21 protein-coding genes are annotated in these 24,644 nt (G+C 43.5%); 1 reads left to right on the top strand and 20 read right to left on the bottom strand.

All coding sequences use genetic code 11. The features are described from left to right. Both purE and purD read right to left on the bottom strand, forming a co-directional pair. On the bottom strand, positions 1 to 307 hold a 307-nt coding region (gene purE / locus RP262_RS10490), incomplete at its 3' end, for a 5-(carboxyamino)imidazole ribonucleotide mutase (RefSeq protein WP_311155108.1). A 209-nt stretch (positions 308 to 516) separates the two neighbouring features. Beyond that, positions 517 to 1,779 (bottom strand): phosphoribosylamine--glycine ligase, encoded by a 1,263-nt coding sequence (gene purD / locus RP262_RS10485; protein WP_311155107.1) that lies wholly within the window; start codon positions 1,777 to 1,779, stop codon positions 517 to 519. A gap of 322 nt (positions 1,780 to 2,101) precedes the next feature. Here purD and lytF point away from each other — a divergent pair, with 322 nt between their 5' ends. Continuing rightward, positions 2,102 to 4,051: a murein hydrolase LytF gene (gene lytF / locus RP262_RS10480; protein ID WP_311155106.1), complete on the top strand. Its 1,950-nt coding sequence runs from the start codon at positions 2,102 to 2,104 to the stop codon at positions 4,049 to 4,051. 135 nt (positions 4,052 to 4,186) lie between these two features. On the opposite strand, the gene purH is transcribed toward lytF, so the two are convergent. The 18 genes from purH to mreC all read right to left on the bottom strand — a co-directional run bounded on the left by purH (position 4,187) and on the right by mreC (position 24,518). Continuing rightward, positions 4,187 to 5,734, bottom strand: a complete 1,548-nt coding sequence (gene purH, locus RP262_RS10475; RefSeq protein WP_311155105.1) for a bifunctional phosphoribosylaminoimidazolecarboxamide formyltransferase/IMP cyclohydrolase — start codon at positions 5,732 to 5,734, stop codon at positions 4,187 to 4,189. 37 nt (positions 5,735 to 5,771) lie between these two features. Continuing rightward, a complete protein-coding gene (locus tag RP262_RS10470) occupies positions 5,772 to 6,677 on the bottom strand; it encodes a hypothetical protein (RefSeq protein ID WP_125337987.1) in 906 nt (301 codons plus the stop codon). 2 nt (positions 6,678 to 6,679) lie between these two features. Further along, positions 6,680 to 7,228: a phosphoribosylglycinamide formyltransferase gene (gene purN / locus RP262_RS10465; RefSeq protein WP_125357221.1), complete on the bottom strand. Its 549-nt coding sequence runs from the start codon at positions 7,226 to 7,228 to the stop codon at positions 6,680 to 6,682. Further along, positions 7,225 to 8,244, bottom strand: coding sequence for a phosphoribosylformylglycinamidine cyclo-ligase (gene purM, locus RP262_RS10460; protein WP_295505492.1), 1,020 nt, complete (start codon positions 8,242 to 8,244; stop codon positions 7,225 to 7,227). Before purM ends, purN begins: the two co-directional genes overlap by 4 nt. Further along, positions 8,241 to 9,449 (bottom strand): PD-(D/E)XK nuclease family protein, encoded by a 1,209-nt coding sequence (locus RP262_RS10455; protein WP_311155104.1) that lies wholly within the window; start codon positions 9,447 to 9,449, stop codon positions 8,241 to 8,243. The genes purM and RP262_RS10455 overlap by 4 nt, the downstream gene beginning before the upstream one ends. 14 nt (positions 9,450 to 9,463) lie before the next feature. Beyond that, the gene (gene purF / locus RP262_RS10450) at positions 9,464 to 10,903 is read right to left on the bottom strand and encodes an amidophosphoribosyltransferase (RefSeq protein WP_002908393.1); all 1,440 of its coding nucleotides are present in this window, start codon (positions 10,901 to 10,903) and stop codon (positions 9,464 to 9,466) included. A 98-nt stretch (positions 10,904 to 11,001) separates the two neighbouring features. Further along, positions 11,002 to 14,736 carry a phosphoribosylformylglycinamidine synthase gene (locus tag RP262_RS10445; protein WP_311155103.1) on the bottom strand — a complete coding sequence of 1,245 codons (3,735 nt, stop codon included), beginning with the start codon at positions 14,734 to 14,736 and terminating at the stop codon, positions 11,002 to 11,004. A gap of 19 nt (positions 14,737 to 14,755) precedes the next feature. Continuing rightward, the gene (purC, locus tag RP262_RS10440) at positions 14,756 to 15,463 is read right to left on the bottom strand and encodes a phosphoribosylaminoimidazolesuccinocarboxamide synthase (RefSeq protein ID WP_002901941.1); all 708 of its coding nucleotides are present in this window, start codon (positions 15,461 to 15,463) and stop codon (positions 14,756 to 14,758) included. Positions 15,464 to 15,616: 153 nt separating this feature from the next. After that, positions 15,617 to 15,865, bottom strand: coding sequence for an acyl carrier protein (locus RP262_RS10435; protein WP_049547547.1), 249 nt, complete (start codon positions 15,863 to 15,865; stop codon positions 15,617 to 15,619). Positions 15,866 to 15,867: 2 nt separating this feature from the next. After that, the gene (gene plsX / locus RP262_RS10430) at positions 15,868 to 16,866 is read right to left on the bottom strand and encodes a phosphate acyltransferase PlsX (protein ID WP_125357220.1); all 999 of its coding nucleotides are present in this window, start codon (positions 16,864 to 16,866) and stop codon (positions 15,868 to 15,870) included. Between the two features lie 5 nt (positions 16,867 to 16,871). Further along, entirely contained in the window at positions 16,872 to 17,645 is a 774-nt protein-coding gene (recO, locus tag RP262_RS10425) for a DNA repair protein RecO (protein ID WP_002911323.1), read from the bottom strand. Beyond that, a complete protein-coding gene (locus RP262_RS10420) occupies positions 17,638 to 18,810 on the bottom strand; it encodes a pyridoxal phosphate-dependent aminotransferase (protein WP_268682345.1) in 1,173 nt (390 codons plus the stop codon). Before RP262_RS10420 ends, recO begins: the two co-directional genes overlap by 8 nt. Before the next feature lie 179 nt (positions 18,811 to 18,989). Further along, the gene (gene srtB, locus RP262_RS10415; RefSeq protein ID WP_311155102.1) at positions 18,990 to 19,832 is read right to left on the bottom strand and encodes a class B sortase, LPKTxAVK-specific; all 843 of its coding nucleotides are present in this window, start codon (positions 19,830 to 19,832) and stop codon (positions 18,990 to 18,992) included. Positions 19,833 to 19,926: 94 nt separating this feature from the next. After that, a complete protein-coding gene (locus tag RP262_RS10410) occupies positions 19,927 to 20,487 on the bottom strand; it encodes an LPKTxAVK-anchored surface protein (protein ID WP_311155101.1) in 561 nt (186 codons plus the stop codon). Positions 20,488 to 20,799: 312 nt separating this feature from the next. Beyond that, complete coding sequence (locus tag RP262_RS10405) at positions 20,800 to 21,765, bottom strand: ribose-phosphate diphosphokinase (RefSeq protein ID WP_223323790.1); 966 nt, start codon at positions 21,763 to 21,765, stop codon at positions 20,800 to 20,802. Between the two features lie 124 nt (positions 21,766 to 21,889). Further along, entirely contained in the window at positions 21,890 to 23,104 is a 1,215-nt protein-coding gene (gene pcsB, locus RP262_RS10400; RefSeq protein WP_009660204.1) for a peptidoglycan hydrolase PcsB, read from the bottom strand. A 96-nt stretch (positions 23,105 to 23,200) separates the two neighbouring features. After that, a complete protein-coding gene (mreD, locus tag RP262_RS10395; protein ID WP_268682342.1) occupies positions 23,201 to 23,701 on the bottom strand; it encodes a rod shape-determining protein MreD in 501 nt (166 codons plus the stop codon). 1 nt (position 23,702) lies between these two features. Continuing rightward, on the bottom strand, positions 23,703 to 24,518 hold the full coding sequence (gene mreC, locus RP262_RS10390) for a rod shape-determining protein MreC (RefSeq protein ID WP_268682341.1): 816 nt from the start codon (positions 24,516 to 24,518) through the stop codon (positions 23,703 to 23,705). Positions 24,519 to 24,644: the final 126 nt, after the last annotated feature.

The following is a 24,644-nucleotide window of genomic DNA, read 5'->3' as shown; positions in this document are numbered from 1 at the left end:
CAATCGAATAAAGTGAGTCCAGACCGCTAAGAGCACGAGATTTGACTGGTACACCGATGACAGGCAGAGTGGTTTTAGCCGCTACCATTCCTGGCAAATGCGCGGCACCACCAGCACCAGCGATGATGACCTTGATACCGCGACTGCGGGCTTCTTCTGCATGCTGAAACATGAGGTCTGGTGTACGGTGGGCAGAGACAACCTTTTTTTCGTAGGTTACACCGAAGCGATCTAAAACTTCAGCTGTTTTTTGCATGGTGGCCCAGTCGGATTTTGAGCCCATGATGATGGAAATAATTGGTTTCATATTAAGATACAAAGGGACGTTTCGCTTGCGAAAAATCCCATAGAAAAATAGGAAAACCAACGACGACGGTTACGTCTAGACAGTTTTATCTTTTTTCCTAGGGATTTAGTCCCGTGTTCAGTTAGGGAAACTAACTGAATACTCCTTTCATACAATTTTCTTTTATTACGACCATTATCGCATTTGGCGACTGCGTCGCTTTTACACTCTTATTTGTTTGCCCTGCTTCCGATATCCGTTCGGTAAAAGAGGCCTGAGGTATCTTGTTTTTTTAGTTGGTCGTAGATTTTTTCCTGCGCAGCTGAGACGGTATCTGCTGTGGTGACCAGCATGTACACTCGACCGCCATTTGACAGCAGTGCTCTGCTATTTTCCGCAAACTTAGCCCCAGCATAGTAGGTGATGATGTCGCCGTCTGTCTTCTCCGGCAGAGGCAAGCCTTTCTCATAGTCCAGCGGGTAGCCCTCTGAAGCGACAACCACGCCAAGGGTCACGCCCTCATCCAGCCAAGTGATAGCCGGCTCCTTCTTGTCAAAAATGTCCGTGATATTCTGCGCAAAGTCAGACGTCAAGCGAGGCAGAATAATCTGGGTCTCTGGGTCACCAAAGCGCGAGTTGAACTCGATAACCTTAGGACCATCTGCTGTCAGAATCAGCCCAGCGTAGAGCACGCCAAGATAAGGTCGGCCCTCAGCTATCATGCCTTTGAGAACCGGTTTGATAATCGTCTCAACTGACTGGTCCACAACGCTTTGTGGCAGGTGAGGCACTGGCGCATAAGCTCCCATGCCGCCTGTATTGGGCCCCTTGTCCCCATCGTAGGCCCGCTTATGGTCCTGGGCCGTCGGCAGGATGTAAAACTTATCGTCATTGACAAAGGCAAATAGGGAAAACTCCTCGCCGTCCAGAAACTCCTCGATAACCACACGCGCACCCGAATCGCCAAATTTATTATCCAAGAGCATATCGTGAGCTGCTTCGACTGCCTGCTCTACGGTCTCAGCGACAACCACGCCCTTGCCCAGAGCCAAGCCGTCTGCCTTGACGACGATAGGAGCACCCTGTTTTTCGATGTAGGTTTTAGCTTCCTCAAAGTCGGAAAATGTGCCATAAGCTGCTGTCGGAACACCATATTTAACCATGATTTCCTTGGCAAAATCCTTGGACCACTCCAGCTCCGCTGCTAAATGAGATGGACCGAAAGCCTTGAGCCCAGCTTGGTTAAAATCATCTACAATCCCAGCTGCCAGGGCATCATCTGGACCGATAAAGGACCAAGCAACATCATTCTCCTTGACAAATTCGATTAGTTTGGAATGTTCGGAAATTCCAATGTTTACTAAATCCAACCCATCCAAGGTCATGCCATCATTTCCAGGAGCGACAAACACCTGCTCCACACCCTGAGACTCCAACAACTTCTTAGCAATCGCATGCTCACGACCACCTGAACCAACGACTAAAAGCTTCATAGCTAAGATACCTCAATATCCAATATCACAGGCGCTTACGCACCAAGCTAACACATCACGTAAAAATCATCGCCATTTTTACGAATTATTTATCTAAATTATACCACAATCGTTCGTTTTATTCCATTCGAATGAGAAAAAGAATATCTCTTCTATATGATTGCCGTAATTATTGTTGGCTTCAGCCTTCTCCTTTTTGAGTGGATTGTACCCATTGTAGACAAAAAATATTCAGGGCTTGTCAAATTTACTATCACTTTCAAATAAGTTTTCCGAATAATACAGGTGGGCCCATCCAAAAACATTCTCACAAAGGAGTTTTATGAAGAAATATCAAAAACTGTTTTTATTATCCGGAGCTGTCCTAGGTCTCTTTGCGAGCCACTCAACAGTTCATGCGGTCGAAACACCTGAATCTGAAGTCAAAATTCTAGGCCCCACTGATCGTGCCAGCAATGTCGATGTGACTGTGAACGATCGTACAGCCTCTATTAGTTATACCCGTTCCCAAGCTCAAGAACCCTATCTTATTGCTCATGCTGTTTGGTCTGAAGAAAACGGACAAGATGATTTGAAATGGTATGATACACCACAAACACCTATCACTGACATTGACTTAAGCAACCATCCAGGATATGGTACGTTTCATATTCATACCTACATACAGATAGGAGAGCGCTTGGTAGCTCTAAATGCCACTACCTTTCATGTAGATAAACCAGCTAGTAAAACGAATGCATCCGTCTCAGGAGGTACAGGGCGCATTAATTTTTCCCGCAACAAAGACCAAACTCACTCAAAGATTGTCCATGCTGTCTGGTCAGAGGAAAAAGGCAGCGACGACCTTCAGTGGTATGACGCAGGAGAAGAATCAACTGAATTTAATCTTTCCAAACATCGTGGTTATGGACGATACTTCGTTGACACTTACGAAAATGTAAACGGAAAAATGATTTTCCTATCTGGTACTACGTTCCATCTTGAAAATCCGAAACCGATAATCGAAACTAGCTTCGCTCAGACCGGCATCATGGAAATCACTGTCAAAAACGTACCTGACACCATGCATCGAATTGTTCTTCCTACTTGGTCTGATAAGAAAGGGCAAGATGATCTACAATGGTACGAAGCAAGCAAAAATCCAGATGGCAGCTACAGCACTCGAGTGGAACTCAGAAAGCATAACTACGACACTGGAACTTACAATATCCACCTTTACGGTGAAAGTTATGTTAAGTCTGGCTTAACAGGTCTCTCAGGGACTACTGTACAAATTGATAGTGGAAAATTGCCTTCTGAAGAGGAGCAAAAGCCGCTTTTTACTGTAGAAAATATCAACCCCAAACAAGGAACCTATACTGTAAAAATCGCTGAAACAGCTTTATCTAAACCTATAAAGTCTGTCCAAGTTCCCATTTGGAGCACTAGCAATCAGAGTAATCTTAAATGGTATAAGGCAACCCCTAACGGAGACGGAACCTTCAGTGCGACCTTTGATATCCGCAATCATCAGGCTTTGTCTGGAACCTATAATAATCATGTCTATGTCACTTACAATGATGGTAGCGAACACAACTACGCAGCAGATGCCGTCTCAATGTCTACCGACCAAATTCAAGCCAAGGTTGCAGTCAGGAAAACTGAGGCCAATCGCTATGAGGTGACAGTGACAGACGCCTACGGAGATGGCGATATTATTCTGCCAACTTGGTCAGAAGTCAATGGGCAAGACGATATCAAATGGTATACTGCAAATAAGGTCGGCAATGGAACCTACAAATTTACCGTGGATACTCAGAATCACAAGGGAAGCGGTCTATTTAACACCCATGTCTATCGTAGAAAAGCGGGACAGTTAATCGGCCTGACTGGAACTAGCTATCAGGTTGAGAAATCAAGCGTTCAATCAGCTAATATTCAGCCAAACTATGCCGCTGCTAATGCGACAACTTATCCTGTCGGTCAATGTACTTGGGGAGCCAAGGCTCTAGCTCCTTGGGCAGGAAATTACTGGGGCAACGGCGGTCAATGGGCAGCTAGAGCCAGAAGAGCTGGATTCCGTACCGGCAGTACGCCTGAGGTTGGCGCCATCGCCTGCTGGGATGACGGCGGCTACGGCCACGTCGGTGTTGTGACTCATGTCGAATCCAATACCCGCATCCAGATCCAAGAGTCTAACTACCTCGGCAAGCAGTACATCAGCAACTTCCGTGGCTGGTTTGACCCAACTGCTTCCTACTGGGGCCGCCTGACCTATATCTATCCTAAATAAATCGCTTTCGCACTCTTCAAAATCACTTCAAACTAGTGCTTTAAGCAGACTGCTACTGCTTAGTTTGTTCATGATTTTCATTGAGTATAAGACTACTAAAAAATCCTCGGTCGAGCCGAGGATTTTTTATATTTCTTAATGCCTAAAATGCCGTACGCCGGTGAAAATCATAGTCAATCCATGCTTGTCAGCTGCGACAATAGATTCCTCATCACGAACGGATCCACCAGGCTGGATGATAGCTTTGATACCAGCGGCTGCGATTTCTTCAATATTGTCCGCAAAAGGGAAGAAAGCGTCAGAAGCCAGAGCAGCACCGTCAAGGCGAACTTTGGCTTGCTCAATAGCAATCTTGACAGAAGCCACACGGTTAGTCTGACCGGGACCGACTCCCAGCACCTGACGGTCATTGGTGATGATGATACCATTGGATTTGACATATTTGACGGACTTCCAAGCAAATTCCAAAGCCACACGCTCCTGCTCGGTCGGCTGGCGCTTGGTCACGACCTGCCAATCAGCTGGATTTTCCTCGATAACATCTTGATTTTGCACGAGGAGACCACCCAGAACACCGGTCACTTCCTTCTCGGCTCCAGAAGCTGCCTGCGCATCAAAATCCAACTCCAAAATACGTAGATTTTTCTTTTTATTGGTCAAAATTGCTAGCGCTTCTGCCGTGTAACTCGGTGCGATGATGATTTCCAGAAAAATACCGTGCATCTTCTCAGCTGTCGCAGCATCCACCTGACGGTTGAGGACGACAATCCCACCAAAAATAGAAACCGGATCAGACTCATAGGCATAGTCCCAAGCTGTCTCGATATCATCCGCTTGACCAATGCCACAAGGATTCATATGTTTTAGCGCCACAACAGTTGGCCGATCCTTAAAATCTCGAATAATCCGAATTGCCGCATCCGCATCACGAATGTTATTGAAGGACAACTCTTTCCCATTCAACTGCTTGGCGGAAGCGATGGAATAGTCCAGTGGTAAAGCAGTCTGATAGAAATCCGCATCCTGCTGGGGATTTTCCCCGTAGCGCATGGGCTGCTTGAGTTCATAGGTCAAGGTCAGCTTTTCAGGCTTGCTTTCGCCCACTTGAGCCGTGAAATAGTCCGCAATCAAAGCATCATAAGCAGCTGTGTGACGGAAAACCTTAGCTGCCAAACATTGACGCGTTTCATAGGTCGTTTGGTCATTTGCTGCCAACTCTTCCAGAACAAGAGCATAATCAGCCGGATCTACAACAACCGTCACGCTGGCATGATTTTTAGCCGCAGAGCGCAGCATAGAGGGCCCACCGATGTCAATATTTTCCACTGCATCCGCATACTCCACACCTGGCTTGAGAATGGTCTCCTTAAAAGGATAGAGGTTGACCACGACGAGGTCAATGAGCTCAATCTGATTGTCCTTGGCCGCTTGTAGGTGGCTAGCCAAATCCCGACGAGCCAAGAGACCACCGTGAATGCTTGGATGGAGGGTCTTGACACGGCCATCCATCATCTCAGGAAAACCAGTCACATCATCGATGGCAATGGTGCCCACTCCTTCATTGTCTAGGGCCACCTTGGTACCACCAGTTGAGATGATATCCCAGCCCAGAGCTTTCAGCTCTTTCGCAAATTCTACAATGCCTGTCTTATCTGAGACACTGATCAAGGCGCGTTTAGTCATGTTTTCTCCTTTATTCTTCAATATTTATTGGTTAAAACTACTTATTATAAAATTGCTTTTTTAATTCTTCATAGTAATAAATTAGATCAGAAAGATTTTCAGACTTATCTAAAATTTTATAATTCCTTTTTGAAATAGGAATTACTCCTTTTTCCCAATATGTACGTGTTACTTCTTGTCCGTTAAAAGATAAATCTTTAATTTTCTTCAACTCTCGTTTATGTGTTTCACATTTCAATAAATAATATTGCTTGAAATTATAAGTGTCCTTTACAATTAGATACTTTATTGTCTCATCATCATTTGAACTATCAAATTCAGAGACTACATTATATCGCAAATTTGAAAATTTTAAATGCGATTCAATATCTTTATATTTTATGACAAACAAAGATCGTACTACGATAAGACAAAGAACTAAATAATTTATATTCCAAAGAAAATTTATCAAACTTTCTTCACTAACTTTTCTTATTAGCACATAGTTATTCTCTATGGAAAAATTTCCCGGTTTAATAATAAAAAGAATAAAAACGTAAACAACATACCAACTTGTTGACAACTTAATTAATAAATTAAATAATCTATTTACTGCACTTACTGGATTCCAGGATTCAGTATATCCATTTACATACTCTATATCTTTTGGAAGTAGATTAAAAACAGGAGTTTTCTCAAACAAGAATAAAATGAGAACCATTACTATAATCACGAAAATATATATTGTTAAAATTCTATCGTAAAATATAGATAAAATCTCTAATAGCAATATGAAAATATTCTTCAGTACAGAATTACTAATAACAAGATCTGAAAGTAGTTGATCTTTATCTAAATAAATTAATAAATTTAGTACTATGAACAATATATAATTTATCGGTATCCTAGTATATTCTTCAGTAACTTTTTTTAGCTTTGACCAGCTATCAACAACATTCTCCATCACTACTGCCCTACTCCCAACTCTTTCAGCACTTGAGGATAAAGCTGATACTCGGCGGCATGGATGCGTTCTTCAAAACTTTTCAGCGTGTCTTCGGCTAAACGCGCCACGCGCACTTGCTGGATAATCTTACCAGTATCCACACCGGAGTCCACCCAGTGAATGGTAACACCACTCTCAGCAACACCAGCATTCCAAGCATCCTCAATCCCATGAGCTCCTGGAAATTCTGGCAAGTAGGCTGGGTGGATATTGATAATGTGGCCTTCATAAGCGCCAAGCAAGGTTGGCCCAACGATTTTCATATAGCCTGCTAGGCAAACTAAGTCAATCTGGTACTCTTCTAGCAGGTCTACAATGGCTTGCTCGTAAGCCGCCTTACTGTCAAACTCTCTAAGCTCAAAGGCATAGTTTTTGACACCTAGCTTATCCGCCCGCTCGAGCACATAGGCATCTCGATGGTCTGAAAAGACAAATTCAACAGGAAACTGCTCAGCAATCACTTGGAAATTTGATCCATTGCCCGAAGCAAAAACGGCAATTTTTTTCATTTGATAAGGACACTTTCACTTTCTTTTTTGACAATCCGCCCAACTTCATAAACAGGCTCGTCAAGAAGTTCTTTGACACGATCCACATTTTCAGGAGCTACGGCCAAAATCATCCCCAGTCCCATATTGAAGATTTCAAACATTTCTTGGTGCTTGATGTGACCATATTTTTCTAAGGCCTTAAAAATCGGCAAGACTGGAATCTTGTCTTCTTCAATCTCAGCAGCCAAGTCATCGGCAAACATGCGAGGCACATTTTCGATAAAACCGCCACCAGTAATATGGGCAATCCCATGAACCAACTTTTCCTTAATCAGCGGCAGCAAAGCCTTGACATAGATACGAGTCGGCTCAAGCAACACTTCCTTGAGTTTTTTACCTTCCAATTCTGACAGTTCTTCCTCACCCGTATAGTCCGCAAAAACACGGCGAACAAGGGAATAACCGTTAGAGTGAATACCGCTGGAAGCCAGCCCCAGTAGCACATCACCCTCAGCGACTTTAGAACCGTCAATAATCTCTGACTTCTCAGCAACCCCGACAGCAAAGCCAGCCAAATCATAATCATCTTCACCGTACATCCCAGGCATTTCAGCGGTTTCCCCGCCAATCAAGGCAGCTCCAGACTGGACGCAGCCTTCAGCCACACCAGCAACAACTTGCTCTAGCTTTGCTGGTTCATTTTTCCCAGTGGCAATATAGTCCAGGAAGTAAAGGGGCTCAGCCCCTGCAGCAATGATGTCATTGACACACATAGCCACACAGTCCTGCCCAATGGTATCGTGCTTGTCATACTGAATGGCCAGCATGAGCTTGGTTCCGACGCCATCCGTACCAGAAATCAGCACCGGCTCCTTGACCCCAGTCTGAGATAGGTCGAACATTCCGCCAAAGCCACCCAGCGCCCCCATGACGCCAGCCCGCTCTGTACGCGCCACATGCTTTTTGATTCGCTCAACAACTTCATAACCTGCTTCAACATCCACACCGGATTGAGCGTATGCATTTTTACTCATTCCAATCCCTCCTTTTGGTACTCGGTCCACTTGAGAATTAAATCCTTTTCAAATTCATCAATCTGTTGAAGATTCTCATGTAAGAATTTGATTAAACTATTGAATGTCTCTGTAAGAAATAAATTTTCTTCAGAAGCATCAAAACTTAAAAATCTATTTGATGTATTAAATCCATATTTACTATAACTACTATGAGTTACCGTAGCCAACTTCTTAGACTGAACTTCTGTCTGATTCTTTAAAGAAATAGATAGATATACAGCGGCCTGAAAATTATCGTAAGTAATTTCATAAAAATATGACGAACCTGTTAACCATTCTCTATTATTATCATTAATAACATTCTCTAAAAAATCATCTAGCTGTTTTGTCCTAAATCGCAAAAAAGTTTTAGAGCAATATTTTTCGTTAAATATTAATCTATTCTGCTCGCTTAGACTATTTAGAATCTCAATAAGTTTTTCACGAAAAACACTGGTAGTGGGTCGATTATCAATAATAAGATCCAAAATTTCCTTGTATTTAAAATAAATTTCTGCACTCAATTCTTTCAACTCTAAATCATTCAAAATATTTCTCCTAATATTGTCATTGTATTCTTTGATAATATAAGCTACTTTATCATCAGTACTATCATCGTGGAATAACTCTTCTAAAATGTCTGAAACTTCTTTGTAAGAAAGTAACTTCCAATAATTTCTTTCCTCAATACTAGCATCTACTGGACTATCTCCATTAGGCGTCAAGTAAATATATATATTCCGGTATCCAACATAGGAATTCTCAACAAATGTTCGATACTTTGTAAGTTGATTATCATGATCAGAAGTAAATATTTTATTTTCAATGATAAGATTAAATTTATACTCCGAGTTAGAAAATAGAATATCAATATTATTTTTACTTTCTCTAAAAACTTCCCCTTTAGAAAAGTCTTTCAATAACACCTCTGTTGTTTCTATCTCAGGTACTACTAAATTATTCTGAATAACTTTAAGTAAAAATTTTTTCAAAAATTTATCTTTTAAATAATGATTTTCTCTTGGATCAAGCAACCATGCTAGGACTCGGCTATGACGGATTTCTGCACTTTCTATTCCAAGAATCTCAAAAATATTTACACCAGTGAGCCATTTTGAAAAATCTTTTTCTGATTGATTTTCAAGATAAAGCAAAAAATTAGCTAGTTTGTCCTCATTTATCAAACCTTATCTACCTCTCAATAAAAACTCGTCTTTTCCTTCAGGCTTTCCAGATAGCGCTCTTCATAATCATAGAGCGGAGTTGGGTACTGACCGTCAAAGTAAGCCACACAAAGCCCGCCATTCGGAGCATCTGTCTCAATACCGACTGATTCAATGAGACCTTCCAGCGACAGATAGGTCAGGCTGTCTGCTCCGATAATCTCACAAACCTCATCAACTGTATGATTGGCCGAGATGAGCTCGCGCCGATTCTGAATATCAATGCCGTAGAAACATGGATATTTAAGTTCTGGACTGCCGATAGCCACATGGACTTCAGCTGCACCTGCATCTCGTAGAAGCTGGACGATACGTCGGCTGGTCGTTCCCCGCACGATAGAGTCATCCACCATGACCACGCGCTTGCCCTTGACAATGCTGGAAACAGCAGATAATTTCATACGAACTCCTTGCTCTCGCAACTCCTGCGTCGGTTGGATAAAGGTCCGTTGGATGTATTGATTTTTAATCAGACCCATTTCATTTGGCAGGCCAGACTCTTCAGAAAAGCCAGAGGCCGCGGACAAGGAAGAATTAGGCACGCCGACAACGATATCTGCCTCATGTTGGAATTCCTGAGCCAGCCTGCGGCCCATTCGTTTGCGGGCTGCATGGACATTGACCCCGTGAATGACGCTGTCCGGCCGAGCGAAATAGACATATTCCATTGAGCAAATAGCCAGCTGGGTATCTGTCGTATAGCTGTCATAGGTCACGCCTTCATCATCGATAATCACGATTTCCCCTGGCTCAAGGTCACGCACCCATTCGGCACCCACCACTTCAAAAGCACAGGTTTCACTAGAAACGACCCAGGCCCCATTTTTCATGCGGCCGATGGACAGAGGACGAAATCCATTAGGATCCAGCGCAGCGTAGAGCTTGTCCTCTCTCATGATGAGATAGGCAAAGCCGCCCTGAACTCGTCTCAAGGACTCTTTGAGCTTGTCTAAGAAATTTTCCTGCTTGCTATGGCGAATCAAATGCATGAGAATTTCCGTATCAGACGAGCTGGCAAAGATGGAGCCCTTCTTTTCCAACTCCCGTCTCAGTGAGTGGGCATTGGTCAGATTGCCATTATGCGCCAAGCCCATCTGCATATCATAGAAACTGAAGAAGAACGGCTGAACATTATTGATGGAGGCTCCGCCAGATGTTGCATAGCGGACGTGGCCAATAGCTGCTTCTCCTGTCAGATTATCCAAATCTGCTGGGTTTCTAAAAACCTCGGCAACCAATCCCAAATCACGGTGGCGTTTGAGCTTTCCATGGTCGTTTGACAGGATGCCTGCTCCTTCCTGACCGCGGTGCTGCAGACTATGGAGTCCGAAATAGGTGACCTGAGCCGCCTGTGGATGGCCCCAGATTCCAAAAATACCGCACTCTTCATTCAGTGACTTTACTTCGTATGTCATTGTTTTACCTAAATTCTTTTGTCTAGTAAAAGGGAGAAAACCTGGCCTTTCGGGCCAAGCAGACTCCTTTTTTGATTGCTTGCTCTTGCAAGCCAACTTTATTCGTGACTCGCTTGGAAATAACGAACGGCACTTTCAAACAATTTCTGGTCTTTCTGACCTGGAATATTTTGGAAAAGACCGTCTTCATAACGCTCTGAGTGGCCCATCTTCCCGATGATTTGACCGTTCTTGCTCATAATCCCTTCGATAGCGTAGAGAGAGCCGTTTGGATTATACTTGCTGTCCATGCTTGGCTGACCATCAAAGTCTACGTACTGACTCCAAATCTGACCATTGTCACGCAGCTCAGCAAATTCCTCAGCTGTCACGACAAATTTCCCTTCACCATGTGAAACCGGAATGGCATGGATATCTCCCACTTGCACACCAGCCAGCCAAGGCGAGTTGGTATTGGCAATACGGGTTTCAACCATCTTAGCCACGTGCTGGTTGGCATCATTGTAAAAGAGAGTAGGACTGCTAGCCCCTGCTTCTTCAAAGTTTCCGTAAGGAAGAAGACCGGATTTTACCAGAGCCTGGAATCCATTACAGATACCAATGATGAGACCACCGCGAGCGATGAAAGCATCGATGGCTTTCTTAACCTTCTCGTTGAGAAGGATGTTGACGATAAACTTAGCTGACCCATCTGGCTCATCTGCAGCAGAGAAGCCGCCTGCAAAGAAGATGATATTTGCCTTGTCAATGTTGCCAACCATGCTGTCAACGGACTTGACAATGGCTGCTTCATCCAAAGTGACAAAGGGAACTAGATTGACCTTGGCTCCAGCTGCTTCAAAGGCTTTGGCTGAGTCATATTCTGAGTTAGTTCCAGGGAAGACTGGGATGTAAACCAGTGGCTCCACCACTGTCTCTTTGGCTTTGATAACTGTATCAGCGACAAGAGCTGGCACTTCCTCAATAACTGTTTCCTGTTTAAATTCTGTCGGGTAGATAGGCTCTAGTCGGCCTTCAAAGCTTGCCAAAAGCTCTGCTCCCTCAAGCTGGACACCATTGACAATCAGTGTAAAGTCTGGCTTGGTCTGACCGATCTTCACTGCACCTGGAATATCCTGCTCAGGACTGGTAAAGACAAATCCGCCCAACTGCGCCTGCAAAATGGAAGGCAAGTCAGCAACATCCACTTGGGCACCAATGCGATTACCAAAGCTCATCAAGGCCAGACTCTCTGCCAAACCGCTGTATTTGACAGCGGCGGCGGCCGTAATCTGATACTTGTCCTGAATGGCCGCAAAATTTTCAAAGTTATTCTTGATTAAGTCAAAGTCAATATCCTGAGACAGGACCTGTCCTGGCAGATAGTAGATGGACTCTCCTGCCGCCTTAAACTCTGGAGACAGGATACGCCCAGCAGTTGAAGTAGTCACGCCAAAAGCTACTAAGGTCGGCGGTACGGTCAATTCTTCAAAAGTTCCGCTCATTGAATCCTTGCCACCAATAGACGGCAAACCTAGCTGAATCTGAGCTTCAATCGAACCAAGCAGAGCAGAAACTGGCTGACCAAAACGCTCGGCCTGCTTGTCCATCCGCTCAAAGTATTCCTGATAAGAGAAGCGAGCCTTGGACCAGTCTGAACCAGCAGCAACCAGGCGAGCTGTCGCTTCAATCACTGCATAAGCTGCTCCATGATAAGGCGACCAAGCTGCCACATAAGGATTGTAGCCCTGGGCCATCACAGAGACCGTCTCAGTCTTGCCATGCTCAACTGGCAGTTTCTGCACAGAAGCCTCAGTCGGCGTGATTTGGTAGCGCCCGCCAATTGGATGATTGACAGTAGAACGGCCAACAGAGCTGTCAAAGATTGTCTGTAGCCCCTTTTGACTGGTATGATTGAGGTCGCTGAGCAAGCTCTTGAGGTCCTGCTCCAAAGTATCTTCAGAAGTCACAGTCTGCCCTGGCAGTGCTTCTTGGGCATCCACAACCTTAGCATCCACAACCACGCGCACACCATTGGTATCCAGAAAACTCCGCTCTATATCGACGATGGTTTCCCCGTTCCAGTGCATGACCAGATTGGGCTTTTCCGTCACTTTAGCCACAACGACTGCCAGCAGATTTTCCTTAGCTGCTGCAGCGATAAATTGTTCCACATCTTCTGGGCGTACCACTACTGCCATCCGCTCCTGCGATTCAGAAATCGCGATTTCTGTACCATTAAGTCCTTGGTATTTGAGCGGTACCTTGTCAAGGTCAATTTCCAGCCCGTCTGCCAATTCACCAATAGCTACGCAGACTCCGCCAGCCCCAAAGTCATTGGATTTCTTGATGAGACGAGTCACATTGCCATCGCGGAAGAGACGCTGAATCTTGCGCTCCTCTATAGCATTTCCTTTTTGTACTTCCGCACCAGCCGTCTCCACAGACGCAGCTGTCTGTACCTTGGACGAGCCAGTAGCTCCACCAACACCATCACGGCCCGTCTTGCCTCCCAGCAAGATGACCACATCACCTGCCGCTGGTTTTTCACGGACGACGTTTTCCTTAGGAGCCGCACCGACAACCGCACCCAGCTCCATCCGCTTAGCAACAAAGCCTGGATGGAAATACTCACGGACATAGGTCGTTGCTAGACCAATTTGATTCCCGTAAGAAGAATAGCCGTGCGCTGCAGTTTTTGAAATGACCTGCTGAGGGAGCTTGCCAGCCCGCGTTTCAGCAATCGGCTGAGTAATATCGCCCGCACCTGAAATCCGCATAGCCTGATAAACATAAGAGCGGCCAGAAAGCGGGTCACGAATGGCTCCGCCGATACAGGTCGCAGCCCCACCAAAGGGTTCAATTTCTGTTGGATGGTTATGGGTTTCATTTTTAAACATCAGCAGCCAAGGCTCCTTGACACCATCCACATCCACTTCAATCTCTACTGAGCAGGCATTGATCTCATCAGACACTTCCATGTCATCCAGACGGCCATTGGCTCGCTCATAGCGACCAAAAATAGTCGCCATATCCATAAGTGTCTGCGGTTTGTCACCACGTCCTAGCTCATCACGCATAGCCAAGTATTTATCATAAGTAGCCTGCAGCTGCTTTTCAAACTTAGAAGCCGAAAAATCAATCTTCTTCAACTCCGTCTCAAAGGTCGTATGTCGACAGTGGTCAGACCAGTAAGTATCCAGAACCTTGAGCTCGGTCTCTGTCGGGAAACGGCCAATCGACTTGAAATAGTCCTGAATAAAGAGCAAATCTGCTACTTCCATAGCCAGACCATGCTCCTGCTTGTAGGCTTTAAAGTCCGCTTCCGTATAGTCCTTAAAGAAGTCCAGAACCGGAATGGTCTTGTCGGACTCGGAGAACTGCTCCAGCTGGATCGGCTGCTCAATATCTTTAAAGCGTGAATCAACTGGATTCAGCAAGTATTTCTTGATTGCTGCCAACTCGCTGTCTGAGATGTCTTTATTGACCAAATAAAGCTGAGCGGTTCTCACCAGAACATCTGTCCCAGCGCCGAGCAAAAAGAGAGCCTCCTGAGAGCTGGCTGCTCGCTGGTCAAACTGACCCGGCAGCGCTTCTATGGCAAAAAATGCTGTCTCTGCAAGTACAGCCTCTACTTCCTCCTCCGTCAGCAATCTATCTGTCACCTGCTCAGAGAAAATATGCTTTTCGGCACGAGCGACCAAATCTTCTGCCAGATGAAAGACATCATAAACTTGAATCATCCGAAGATCTGACAATGTTTTCAACTGAAGATTATGCGTCAGCTCTCTCACCAAGCTCTGTGATTTCACACCGAAGTTGCTCTTCTTCTCTACAAAAATACGCTTGTCCATGATTTTTCACACCCTGCCCTTACTTAATCGCCTGCAATTTTTCCCAAACAACCTGATAGACATCTGTCAGTTCACCAAGGCCACGCCGGAAAACATCCTTGTCCATGTGATGGCCTTCCGCATCCCAGAGACGGCAATTATCTGGTGAAAATTCATCTGCCAGAATAATCTTGCCATCTTTGTCAAAGCCGAACTCTAACTTGAAATCAATCAATTTCAGTCCGATTTGGCGGAACCAGTCTGACAAGAGCTCATTGATCCGGCGAGTCTCCTCTTTCAAAAAGGCAATTTCTTCGTCGCTGGCAATCTTCAAGAATTTCACATGTTCGTCATTGATGAAAGGATCATCCAAATCGTCATTTTTGTAGTAAAATTCCACAATCGGAGTTTCAAGCGCGATGCCCTCTTCTACCCCAAAACGTTTGGAAAAAGAACCCGCTGTGTAGTTGCGCAGCACCACTTCCAAAGGAATAATCTCTACTTTTTTATTTAGCTGGTCCGTATCCGAAACCTTCTCAATGAAATGCGTCGCCACACCAGCTGCATTGAGTTTCTCAAAAATAAAAGATGAAATCTGGTTGTTGAGCACTCCTTTACCAGCAATCTGCTCCTTCTTGACTCCATTAAAGGCCGTTGCCTGGTCCTTGTAGCGCGCCAGAATGACTTGCTCATCATCTGTAGAGAAAATATCCTTAGCTTTTCCCGAATATAACAACTTATTAGACATTTTAATATTCGCCTTTCGTGGTTTTATACCCTCATTTTATCATCTTTGAATACATTTTACAAGAAATTCCGTATAAACTTTCTGTATCCAGTTAAAGAAATCGTTTCCTTTCCAAGATACGAAAAAAGACCGGAAGATACCGATCTTTTATTTTTAATGTTGCTTCTTCAGTTTCTCATGGATATAAGCCACCACATCGGAAATTGTTTTGAAGTTATCCATATCCTCATCAGGAATCTCAATATCAAAAGCTTCTTCCAGATTGATGATAAATTCCATCAAATCAACAGAGTCCACTCCCAGCTCCTCTTTCAAGCTCAGTTCTGGAGTGATATGCAGCTTCCTGCTGTCATGTTCTTGAATGATTTCGACAATTTTTGCATAAATTTCTTTTTCGCTCATGTTTACTCCTTTACATCTGAAAATTCAACGACCGATTTACCAACAACATCTGTTTCCAGCATGGTCCGAATCTGACGAATCGTGCTATAGACAGCCTTAGCATCGCTAGATCCATGCGTTTTGACAACAGGCGCTTTCAAACCGAATAGAACTGCACCGCCTGCACTAGAATAGTCCAGACTATTTTTGAGTCCTCGCAGGCTGTCCTTGAGCAGCCAAGCTCCCAATTTAGCCTTGAAACCACCGCCTAAAATAGACTTCTTCAGCTGACCCATAATACTGATAGCAGTTCCTTCGATTGATTTCAGAACGGCATTGCCAGTAAAACCATCTGCAACGACAACATCTGCCACATCATCCATCAAATCACGCGCTTCTACATTGCCGATAAAGTTAAGTGTCGAATCCCCAGCTAAAAGCTCATAGGCTTCCTTGCGCAGAGGGTCGCCCTTACTGCTTTCTGTTCCGTTATTCAAGAGACCCACCCTCGGCTTCTTGATTCCTCGGACATTTTCAGCATAGAAAGAACCCAAAGTCGCATACTGGTGTAAATGATGGGCTGTGTTTTCAGCATTGGCTCCCAGATCCAGCATATCAAATCCCTGACCGCCAACCGTTGGCATAGTAGATAAGAGACCCGGTCGGTCAATGTTCTTGATACGCCCTACGATAAAGAAGCCGGCTGCCAAAAGCGCTCCAGTATTTCCAGCAGACAGCATAGCATCTGCTTCCCCTGCCTTCACAGCCTTGGCTGCTAGCACCATACTAGCCTCTTTCTTCTGACGAATGGCCTTGGTCGGCTCGTCATCTGAGTCAATCTTTTCCTCCGTGTGGATGATGTGGACCCGCTCACCAGCAGTCAGATAAGGCTTGATTTTCGCTTCATCGCCATAAAGGAGAATTTCAATATCCGCAAACTCCTGTACCGCTCGATTGGCTCCTTCCACCAGAGCCTGAGGGGCATTGTCCCCTCCCATAGCATCAACAGCTATTTTTTTCATTAGATTTATTCCTCGTTCTTATCTTTTAAAATGTTTCCCCAGTCCCCCAGAGAATCTATAAATTTTTTGGATTTGAGATGGATGCCGACATATTCATCATAGAGCAGGTCGATAAAATCCCGCAGCTGCTTTTTAATATCTGGCTTCAAAGAAATGGTCTCCAATTCGCTAAAGCGGACCGCCTGAAATTGGTCCAGCAGAAAAAGAAGGTTGGGATTCAGATGACATCGTCTTTCATCCTGGTGATAATGGTCAGGGCAAAGCACTCCGCTATATTTGAAAGAGAAGTCAAAAGGCAGACCCGTTCGATGACAAAAAGCACAGTCATGGAAGTTCAGCGAAACTCCAAAACGTGACAAAATCTGAATCTCAAAGATATTGGTCAGCACTTCATAGTCCAGACCATCATTCATCAGCTCCAGGGTTTTCTGCAGAAAAGCAAAGAGCGCCGGATCCGGCTGATTGTCCTGAAGACTGGCATCTGCCAAGGCCGCCACATAGCTGGCATAGGCCATGATGAATAAATCCTCATTGATGCGATGGTAGGTAACCACATCCTGATAGTCCTCGATATAGCTAAGACCATCATCATTGATTTTCATCAGTAAGTTCGCCGCAGTCAAAGGCTGAATGACGGGTGCTAGCTTGGATTTAACAGCATGCTTGACGAAAAACATCCGCTTACCAGCCTGTTCCGTAAAGATCTTGACCAGCTTGTCATCCTCACGGAAATTGCGGTTATAGAGAACCAGACCTTGACTTGTTAGAGATTTAAGCATAGTCCTCCATGTAGTCCTTGAGGCGTTTCAGAGCTTCTCGAATCGTCTCCATACTAGCCGCATAGGACAGACGAATATAACCTTCCCCGTATTGACCAAAAGCCGCCCCCGGGATAAAGGCCACGGCCTTCTTTTCTGCAAAATCCTGCAGAAAGGCGAAAGAATCTTGATTATAACCATCTGGTATCTTAGCAAAAATATAAAAAGCTCCATCTGGTTTGATAATCTTAAAGCCTAGCTCTGCCATTTTCTCTATGATATAATCGCGACGCTGGATATACTCAGCCTTCATTGGCTCCGCATCATCTTTCCCAACTGTCAGGGCTTCAATGCCGGCAAACTGAGCCATAGTATTGGCCGCTGTTACGAGATACTGATGGCTCTTAATCAGCTGAGCAGTGAAAACTGCTGGAGCAAAGATAAAGCCCAACCGCCAGCCAGTCATGGCATGAGACTTAGACAGGCCGTTGATGACGATAGTTTGGTCTGGCAGATACTCCGCGATGGAGACATGCCCCTGCTCTGTATAAGTCAGTTCAGAATAGACCTCATCACAAATCACAAAGACTTGGTATTTTCCTAGGATATCCGCCAGAGCTTTTATCTGCTCCCGCGAATAAGTCACGCCGGTCGGATTAGCTGGATAATTGAGAATAACTGCTTTTAGCTGCTCGCCCTGTTCTAAAATAGCCGCTTCCAGCATCTCTGGAGTGAGGACAAAGTTATTGGCCGTTGTATCAATCTCGACAATCTCTGCCCCTACTAGATTGACAATGGGCTCATAGCCTGGATAAGCAGGAGCTGGCAGCAAGACCTTGTCACCTTCTTCTAGAATGGCTGTCAGTGTAGCCGACAAGGCCTCTGTTGCCCCGATAGTGACTAAGACCTCATCTTCTGGACGATAGTGCAGATTGTACTTTTCTTTCACAAAACTGCTGGCCGCCTGACGCAGCTCCAAGAGACCGCTCATACCAGTGTAGTGGCTTTGATTAGCATCAATCGCTGCCTTGGCTGCTGCTTTGATATGATCCGGTGTCGTAAAATCCGGCTCTCCTAAGGTCAGCCGAAGAACCCCAGGAATTGCAGAAATCGATTGGTCAAATTGACGAATCAGCGAAATTTCTATTTTTTCTAAGTTTTTATTAAATTTCTTACTTAAATCCATACATACCTCCAACCGCTCAATAGAACTATTATACTATAAATGCAGAAGCATAGCAAAATCTATTACATGATTTCTTATGCAGAGAAAAGGACTAAGCTTGCACTCAGTCCCTTTTTCCTTGCCTTAAAATTCTTTACTGCCAAATAATGGATATAGCCACATCTCACGTGACTGGCCAATCAACGAGTCGGAGTATAGGTCAATTCCTTGCCATGCTTGCCCAGAAAATCTTCCAATTCCGAATCAGGAATCTGCCGCAAATAAAGGTTAGAACGAATCGTATCATCTTCCTCACGGCAAGTTGAGAGAACTAAATACCGGTCGCTCGCCTTAATCTGGATCTTAGGATCCTTAGTACGAGCAGCCTCATAGATATTTCTAAGCTGAGTCGTAAAGTCCTCGTCGTCCTTAAACTCCGTCCGATAAAAAGCCGTCTCTTCCGGCACGATGACCAGTCCCATAGCTTGATAATAATACTTACGCTCAGGAGTCTCAATCACGACATATCTATGTTTGTCAAAATAATCCTGACGATCATAGTAGTTGACATCATTAAACATGCGATGATCTCCTGCCTTGCTGCCCCGAGCATGCCCGAAAAGCCAAGTCAAACGATCGCTGAAATCTTTATGATTGTCCTTATCCATAAAGACCGCTCCCATATAAGGCTCCTGATTCCCTTCAAAAGTCTTCAGCAAATAAGTTTCATTATCTTTCGTTTGCACCACCGGCTCATCCAACTGTGTACCAGGAGCATAGACATAGCCTATCGTTTCTGAATTTACAGCCTTCAGTTGAGCAAAACGCTCTGCTAAATATTCCTTTTCTGTCTGACTTGAAGATGCAGATGGGCTTGACGTTTCAATCCTGCTAGGATGCGAAACTCGAAGCTTACTGCCTGATGCTGATGAACGGAAAGCATAAAAAACAGAAAAAATAACCAGAACAATCAGCAGGAGGCAAATGCCAACAACAAAGAGCTGTTTCTTATTCGAAGCTTGACTCCTATCTTTTTCTTGCATAATCTAAAAATCCTTTATTTTTCATTTTTTACAAAAAATATCACCGAACGAAGGCTCAGTGATATTTAGGCGTTAGCACAAATTAAAGACAAAATTATTTGACTGCACTTGTCTTAGGAAGTGACTTTTCTTCAGAATTTTCCTTGTTTTCTTCTTTTGCTTCCGGAGCTTTTTTTGCTTTATTTTCTGATTTTTTAGCCTTCTTTTTACCTGCTGCTGAAGAGGACGCCGCCGAAGATTGAGACGGTGCTGGAAAAGTCGGAACTGATGAAGAGGCTGTGGAGTAAGGTGCTGCCGAATAAGCCGGTGTAGATGGATCTGTAGTAGATGGTGCCACTGAAGGCTGATCCACATTAGCCGACTCTCCCTCACCAATAACAAGAACTTTGTTACCAGCTTGATCCTCCATCACAGCACTTTTACCAACCGGAGCTTTCTTAGCTTCAGCAACTTGCTGATCCAGAGCTGATTGTGCATCTCTATAGGCCTGCAGTTCATCCATAACTTTATTAGATTCTGAGTCCGTACTGCCTTGGGGAACTTCATTATTATCAATGTCATTAACCCAAAGACTGGCTGTACCCTCAGCAAATACTGGTGCAGCAGCCGCGAAAAGTGAAAGGGCCACAGCACTTGAAAGCAAAACCTTTTTCATTATCTCATCTCCTCGTTACTTTTCAAAAATAATTGTAACTCCCCGTTACCTAATATTACCTACTACTAAGTATAGTTCGAACTCTTAAAAAAGTCAAGAATTTTACTACATAAAAATTTTTAAAACCAAATAATACCAAGGGATGAGACAAATTGTCAATTTATCAACTATTTAAATGGTTATTTATTTATATTTGAAACATCAAGTAATTTGAATTTTCTTTCAAAGTAAATGTTGGACTTTTTTTAAAAAGATAGTAGGAATAAAATGAGAAGAGGCCAGGAATCAAGTATCCCAGCCATATATCTCAGATTATTTTTTACCTATTTCAAACAAGGGTGACAGCGGCCGTTTTTCATGAATACGGACAATGGCTTCCCCTAAAAGATGCGCAATTGAAATCTGCTCAATCTTATCAATCAAGCGCTCTTGGGGCAGATAAATCGTATCCAGCACAACCAATTTTTTAATAGCTGATTTTTGAATATTATCCATAGCAGGACCAGATAAGACTGGATGAGTACAGCTGGCATAAACTTCCACAGCCCCTGCTTCAGCGAGAGCATCAGCTGCATGGCAGATAGTTCCCGCAGTATCAATCATATCATCAATTAGGATACAAGTTTTTCCTTCTACCTTACCAATGATGTTCATGACCTCACTACTATTCATCTTGTCTACGCTGCGGCGCTTATCAATAATCGCAATCGGGGTTTTCAGAAACTCTGCTAATTTACGGGCCCGACTCACACCACCATGGTCAGGACTGACTACCACATAGTCGCCCCCTATCATATTACGGCGCTCAAAGTAATCAGCAATCAAAGGTGCACCCATCAAATGATCTACTGGAATGTCAAAGAAACCCTGGATTTGCGCTGCGTGCAAGTCAATAGTCAGCATCCGATCCACACCCGCAATTTCCAACATATTAGCAACTAATTTAGATGTAATTGGCTCACGAGCTCTAGCCTTGCGATCCTGTCGAGCATAGCCATAGTAAGGCATGACAACATTGATTGATTCAGCACTAGCCCGTTTCAAAGCATCTACCATAATCAAGATTTCCATCAAATTATCATTGACTGGCGAGCTGGTAGACTGCAAAATAAAGACGTGTTTCCCGCGAATAGATTCTTCAATATTCACTTGAATCTCTCCATCAGAAAACTGACGGACAGTTGATTTCCCAAGTGGCAATCCAATCTCTTGAGCAACACGCTGCGCTAATTCTTGATTAGAAGAAAGAGCAAAGAGTTTTAAATCAGAAAAAGACATGATTCCCTCCAGATTCTAAATCGTCTTTCATTGTCCAATTACAACTTTTCCCAACTACCATTGTAACTTTTTTCAGTTGATTTTTCAATTAAAAATAAAAAACGCCAGAGGCGCTTTTTACTGATTAGTTCGGATAGATATATGAAACTGTACCTTGTGCAGTTGTTGGATTAAACCATCCACGGTAGTTCCCGATTGATTGTTGTCCAAGGTAGTTTGCTTCTGATACTTGGATGCTTGTAGTAGATTGAACAGCTGTTACTACTGCAACGTGTCCGTATCCACCGTCAGTCCAACATGCAATTGCTCCAACTTCTGGCTGTGAACCAACACGGAAGCCTGCTGCTGCTGCGCTTGCTGACCATTGTCCACCATTACCCCAGTAATCGCCAGCCCAAGGAGCTAATGTCTTAGCACCCCAAGTACATTGACCTACTGGATAAGAAGAGGCAGATGAGCTATAAACTGGTCTATTTGCACGGGCAACAGATTGAGTTACTGCAGGTGCTGCTGGAGCCGCTGCTTCAGCTGCTGGAGCTGAATTAACAACCGCTTGAACTTGAGCTTGCAGGGTGGTATTTCCCGAAGCTTCAATTGCTTGGCGTTTTGATTCTTGCTCTGCTTTATAAGCTGCTTCACGAGCCGCTGCTTCAGCTGCTGCTTTTTCAGCTGCTGCTTTTTCTTCAAGAAGAGAATTCTTTTCGTTTTCAGCAGTCGCTTTTTCAGCTGCAAGACTTGCCTGAGCGGCTTTCAGTTCAGCTTGTTTTGTTGCCAAAGCTTGCTCATCATCAGCTAACTTCTCTTGGTTAGCAATTACAGTATTGATAGCTTCATTATTCGCAACTTGCTTTTCAGCAATTACTTCTTTATCTTTCTTTTGTTGTTCCAGCATTTTATTATTTGCTGAAACAATTTCGCTCATAGCTGCTACACGAGAAATAGCTTCTGTGATAGAGCTAGAATTTACAACTGTATTGATGTAGCTAGTAGCAGTTCCATTTGTTTGGGTACTGCGCGCTTGATTTGCAAGTGACTCATTACGAGCTACAATATTTTTAGACAGTTCGTCAATCTCAGCAGAAAGTTTTGCAGATTCAGCAGACAATTTTTCATTTTCTGCTTTAAGCTCTTCTTGTTGCTTTTGAATAGCAGATACTTGTCCTTGAATCTCGTTAACTTGTGCCTGAGCTGATTGTTGTTGCTCTGTCAAACTATTAATCTTGCTGTCTTGTGCAGCAATCTTTTCATCAGTTGTCTCCGCTTTAACGCTCACAAGTGCAGCTCCTTGTGAAAGGATAACCGTACTCAATAAAATTGATGTGAGTAGTTTTTTCTTCATAAAAATAATACACTCCTTCTTATAAGACATTATCTAGTATACCAGAAAATGCTGTATCATATGTTACGCCTTTATTACATTTTTATTTCTTGTTTATCATAAATACATTTTTTCGAAAATAGGCTGAAAAATGAGGAATATCAGGCTATTGAGAAGGATAGTCGGTACCAGACTGCTAAGGACAAAATCCTGTAAATTCAGACTAGAAAGATTCAAAAATACTGCAAAAGCAAAACTAGTTAATTCAAATAAAAATACAAGAATCAGAACAGATAAAAAGCGAGTAAATTTATTTAAAAGCATAGTCGAACTAGACTGACAAACCAAGAGACCTAAAAGAGGAAAAAGAATAAGAGCAATACCGATGGTATGAAAATAGTAAACATCGTAAATCAGCCCCAGACAGCAAAACAAGAGAATATTGTAGTTTCTAGAAAGGTTGATGGAAACAAAAAGCATGAAAATAAAGATAAAATGACTAACTAAATGCCATTGTAAAGGCAAAATATTAGCCAGAAAAGTCGAAATCTGCCCATCAATCAGTAAAACAAAAAATAAAATAATAGGAGTCAAAAGATGTTCTTTAATATCTCTCATATCAGTTCCCTACCAACATTACAGCACGGATATCCGACAAATCAGCAGCCGGCTTAACCAGGACAACCTTGTTTAACTGATCCTTAGCCTCAGACACGGAAAGTACCTTACCGACAGGAATATTTTCTGCATTATAAGCGCCCAAGCCACTGGTTGCAACCTCATCCCCCTCTTTTATATCTTCAGCACTATTTAACTGACTGATGATATAAGCTGAGTTTTTTTCATCATATCCAGTTATAATCCCATAAACTGAACCAGACTTAGTTTGAATTCTAACAGAAATTTTAGTTGAGTTTTCCTCGTTAGTCAGTAGAGATACTAAGCTAGACTGACTACTAGTTTCAGAAACACTTCCGACTAGACCACCATTAGCGACTACTAGCATAGCATCTGTCACATGATCAGATGTCCCCTTGTCAATAGTCAGCTCATTTTTCCAAGATGCTGGCGTACGGGCAATCACTTCGCTGGCAATTTGTATTTGATTTTTATCAGCCTCTTTAAATTCCAGAAGTTTTCGCAACTGCTCATTCTCATCTTCTAAGGAATCTGCCTTCCCAGCCTTTTCCTCAACCTCATAAAGATTTTTCTTGAGTTGTTGATTCTCTCTGTAAGTAGTCATCAAATCTGACATTTCTTCCTTTTTATCGGCTACAAAAGCAAAAGGAGAACCGACATGTCTATCTACCAATGAAATAATATTTGAAGTAGTTGATACAAACCAACTAGAAGAGGTAGATAGGATGAGTATCGTCATTGCAACAACTAATACAAAAAAAGAAATCAGAAACTTAGACTTTTTAAATCGATTCATCAGAAAAACCTCACTAAACAGGACAAGAAAGTATAAGAAAAGGAGATAGCAAATGCTAAACTCCTCATTATACGGAGAATGGGGGATTCGAACCCCCGCGCCAGTTACCCGACCTAACGATTTAGC

This window comes from uncultured Streptococcus sp., assembly GCF_963456385.1.
Classification (GTDB): Bacteria; Bacillota; Bacilli; order Lactobacillales; family Streptococcaceae; genus Streptococcus.
The sequence above is the reverse complement of the archived record's forward strand: the minus strand, read 5'-3'. Positions and strand labels throughout refer to the sequence as shown.

What these genes read in the sequence shown, in the direction of transcription:
- purM (WP_295505492.1), bottom strand. Translation starts at nt 8,244, where the DNA reads ATGAGTAAAAATGCATACGCTCAATCCGGTGTGGATGTTGAAGCAGGT.
- pcsB (WP_009660204.1), bottom strand. Translation starts at nt 23,104, where the DNA reads ATGAAGAAAAAACTACTCACATCAATTTTATTGAGTACGGTTATCCTT.
- srtB (WP_311155102.1), bottom strand. Translation starts at nt 19,832, where the DNA reads ATGCAAGAAAAAGATAGGAGTCAAGCTTCGAATAAGAAACAGCTCTTT.
- RP262_RS10435 (WP_049547547.1), bottom strand. Translation starts at nt 15,865, where the DNA reads ATGAGCGAAAAAGAAATTTATGCAAAAATTGTCGAAATCATTCAAGAA.
- RP262_RS10445 (WP_311155103.1), bottom strand. Translation starts at nt 14,736, where the DNA reads ATGGACAAGCGTATTTTTGTAGAGAAGAAGAGCAACTTCGGTGTGAAA.
- RP262_RS10470 (WP_125337987.1), bottom strand. Translation starts at nt 6,677, where the DNA reads ATGGAGAATGTTGTTGATAGCTGGTCAAAGCTAAAAAAAGTTACTGAA.
- mreC (WP_268682341.1), bottom strand. Translation starts at nt 24,518, where the DNA reads ATGAATCGATTTAAAAAGTCTAAGTTTCTGATTTCTTTTTTTGTATTA.
- plsX (WP_125357220.1), bottom strand. Translation starts at nt 16,866, where the DNA reads ATGAAAAAAATAGCTGTTGATGCTATGGGAGGGGACAATGCCCCTCAG.
- recO (WP_002911323.1), bottom strand. Translation starts at nt 17,645, where the DNA reads ATGCTTAAATCTCTAACAAGTCAAGGTCTGGTTCTCTATAACCGCAAT.
- purC (WP_002901941.1), bottom strand. Translation starts at nt 15,463, where the DNA reads ATGTCTAATAAGTTGTTATATTCGGGAAAAGCTAAGGATATTTTCTCT.
- purN (WP_125357221.1), bottom strand. Translation starts at nt 7,228, where the DNA reads ATGAAAAAAATTGCCGTTTTTGCTTCGGGCAATGGATCAAATTTCCAA.
- purD (WP_311155107.1), bottom strand. Translation starts at nt 1,779, where the DNA reads ATGAAGCTTTTAGTCGTTGGTTCAGGTGGTCGTGAGCATGCGATTGCT.
- RP262_RS10405 (WP_223323790.1), bottom strand. Translation starts at nt 21,765, where the DNA reads ATGTCTTTTTCTGATTTAAAACTCTTTGCTCTTTCTTCTAATCAAGAA.
- purF (WP_002908393.1), bottom strand. Translation starts at nt 10,903, where the DNA reads ATGACATACGAAGTAAAGTCACTGAATGAAGAGTGCGGTATTTTTGGA.
- purH (WP_311155105.1), bottom strand. Translation starts at nt 5,734, where the DNA reads ATGACTAAACGCGCCTTGATCAGTGTCTCAGATAAGACAGGCATTGTA.
- lytF (WP_311155106.1), top strand. Translation starts at nt 2,102, where the DNA reads ATGAAGAAATATCAAAAACTGTTTTTATTATCCGGAGCTGTCCTAGGT.
- RP262_RS10420 (WP_268682345.1), bottom strand. Translation starts at nt 18,810, where the DNA reads ATGGATTTAAGTAAGAAATTTAATAAAAACTTAGAAAAAATAGAAATT.
- RP262_RS10410 (WP_311155101.1), bottom strand. Translation starts at nt 20,487, where the DNA reads ATGAAAAAGGTTTTGCTTTCAAGTGCTGTGGCCCTTTCACTTTTCGCG.
- mreD (WP_268682342.1), bottom strand. Translation starts at nt 23,701, where the DNA reads ATGAGAGATATTAAAGAACATCTTTTGACTCCTATTATTTTATTTTTT.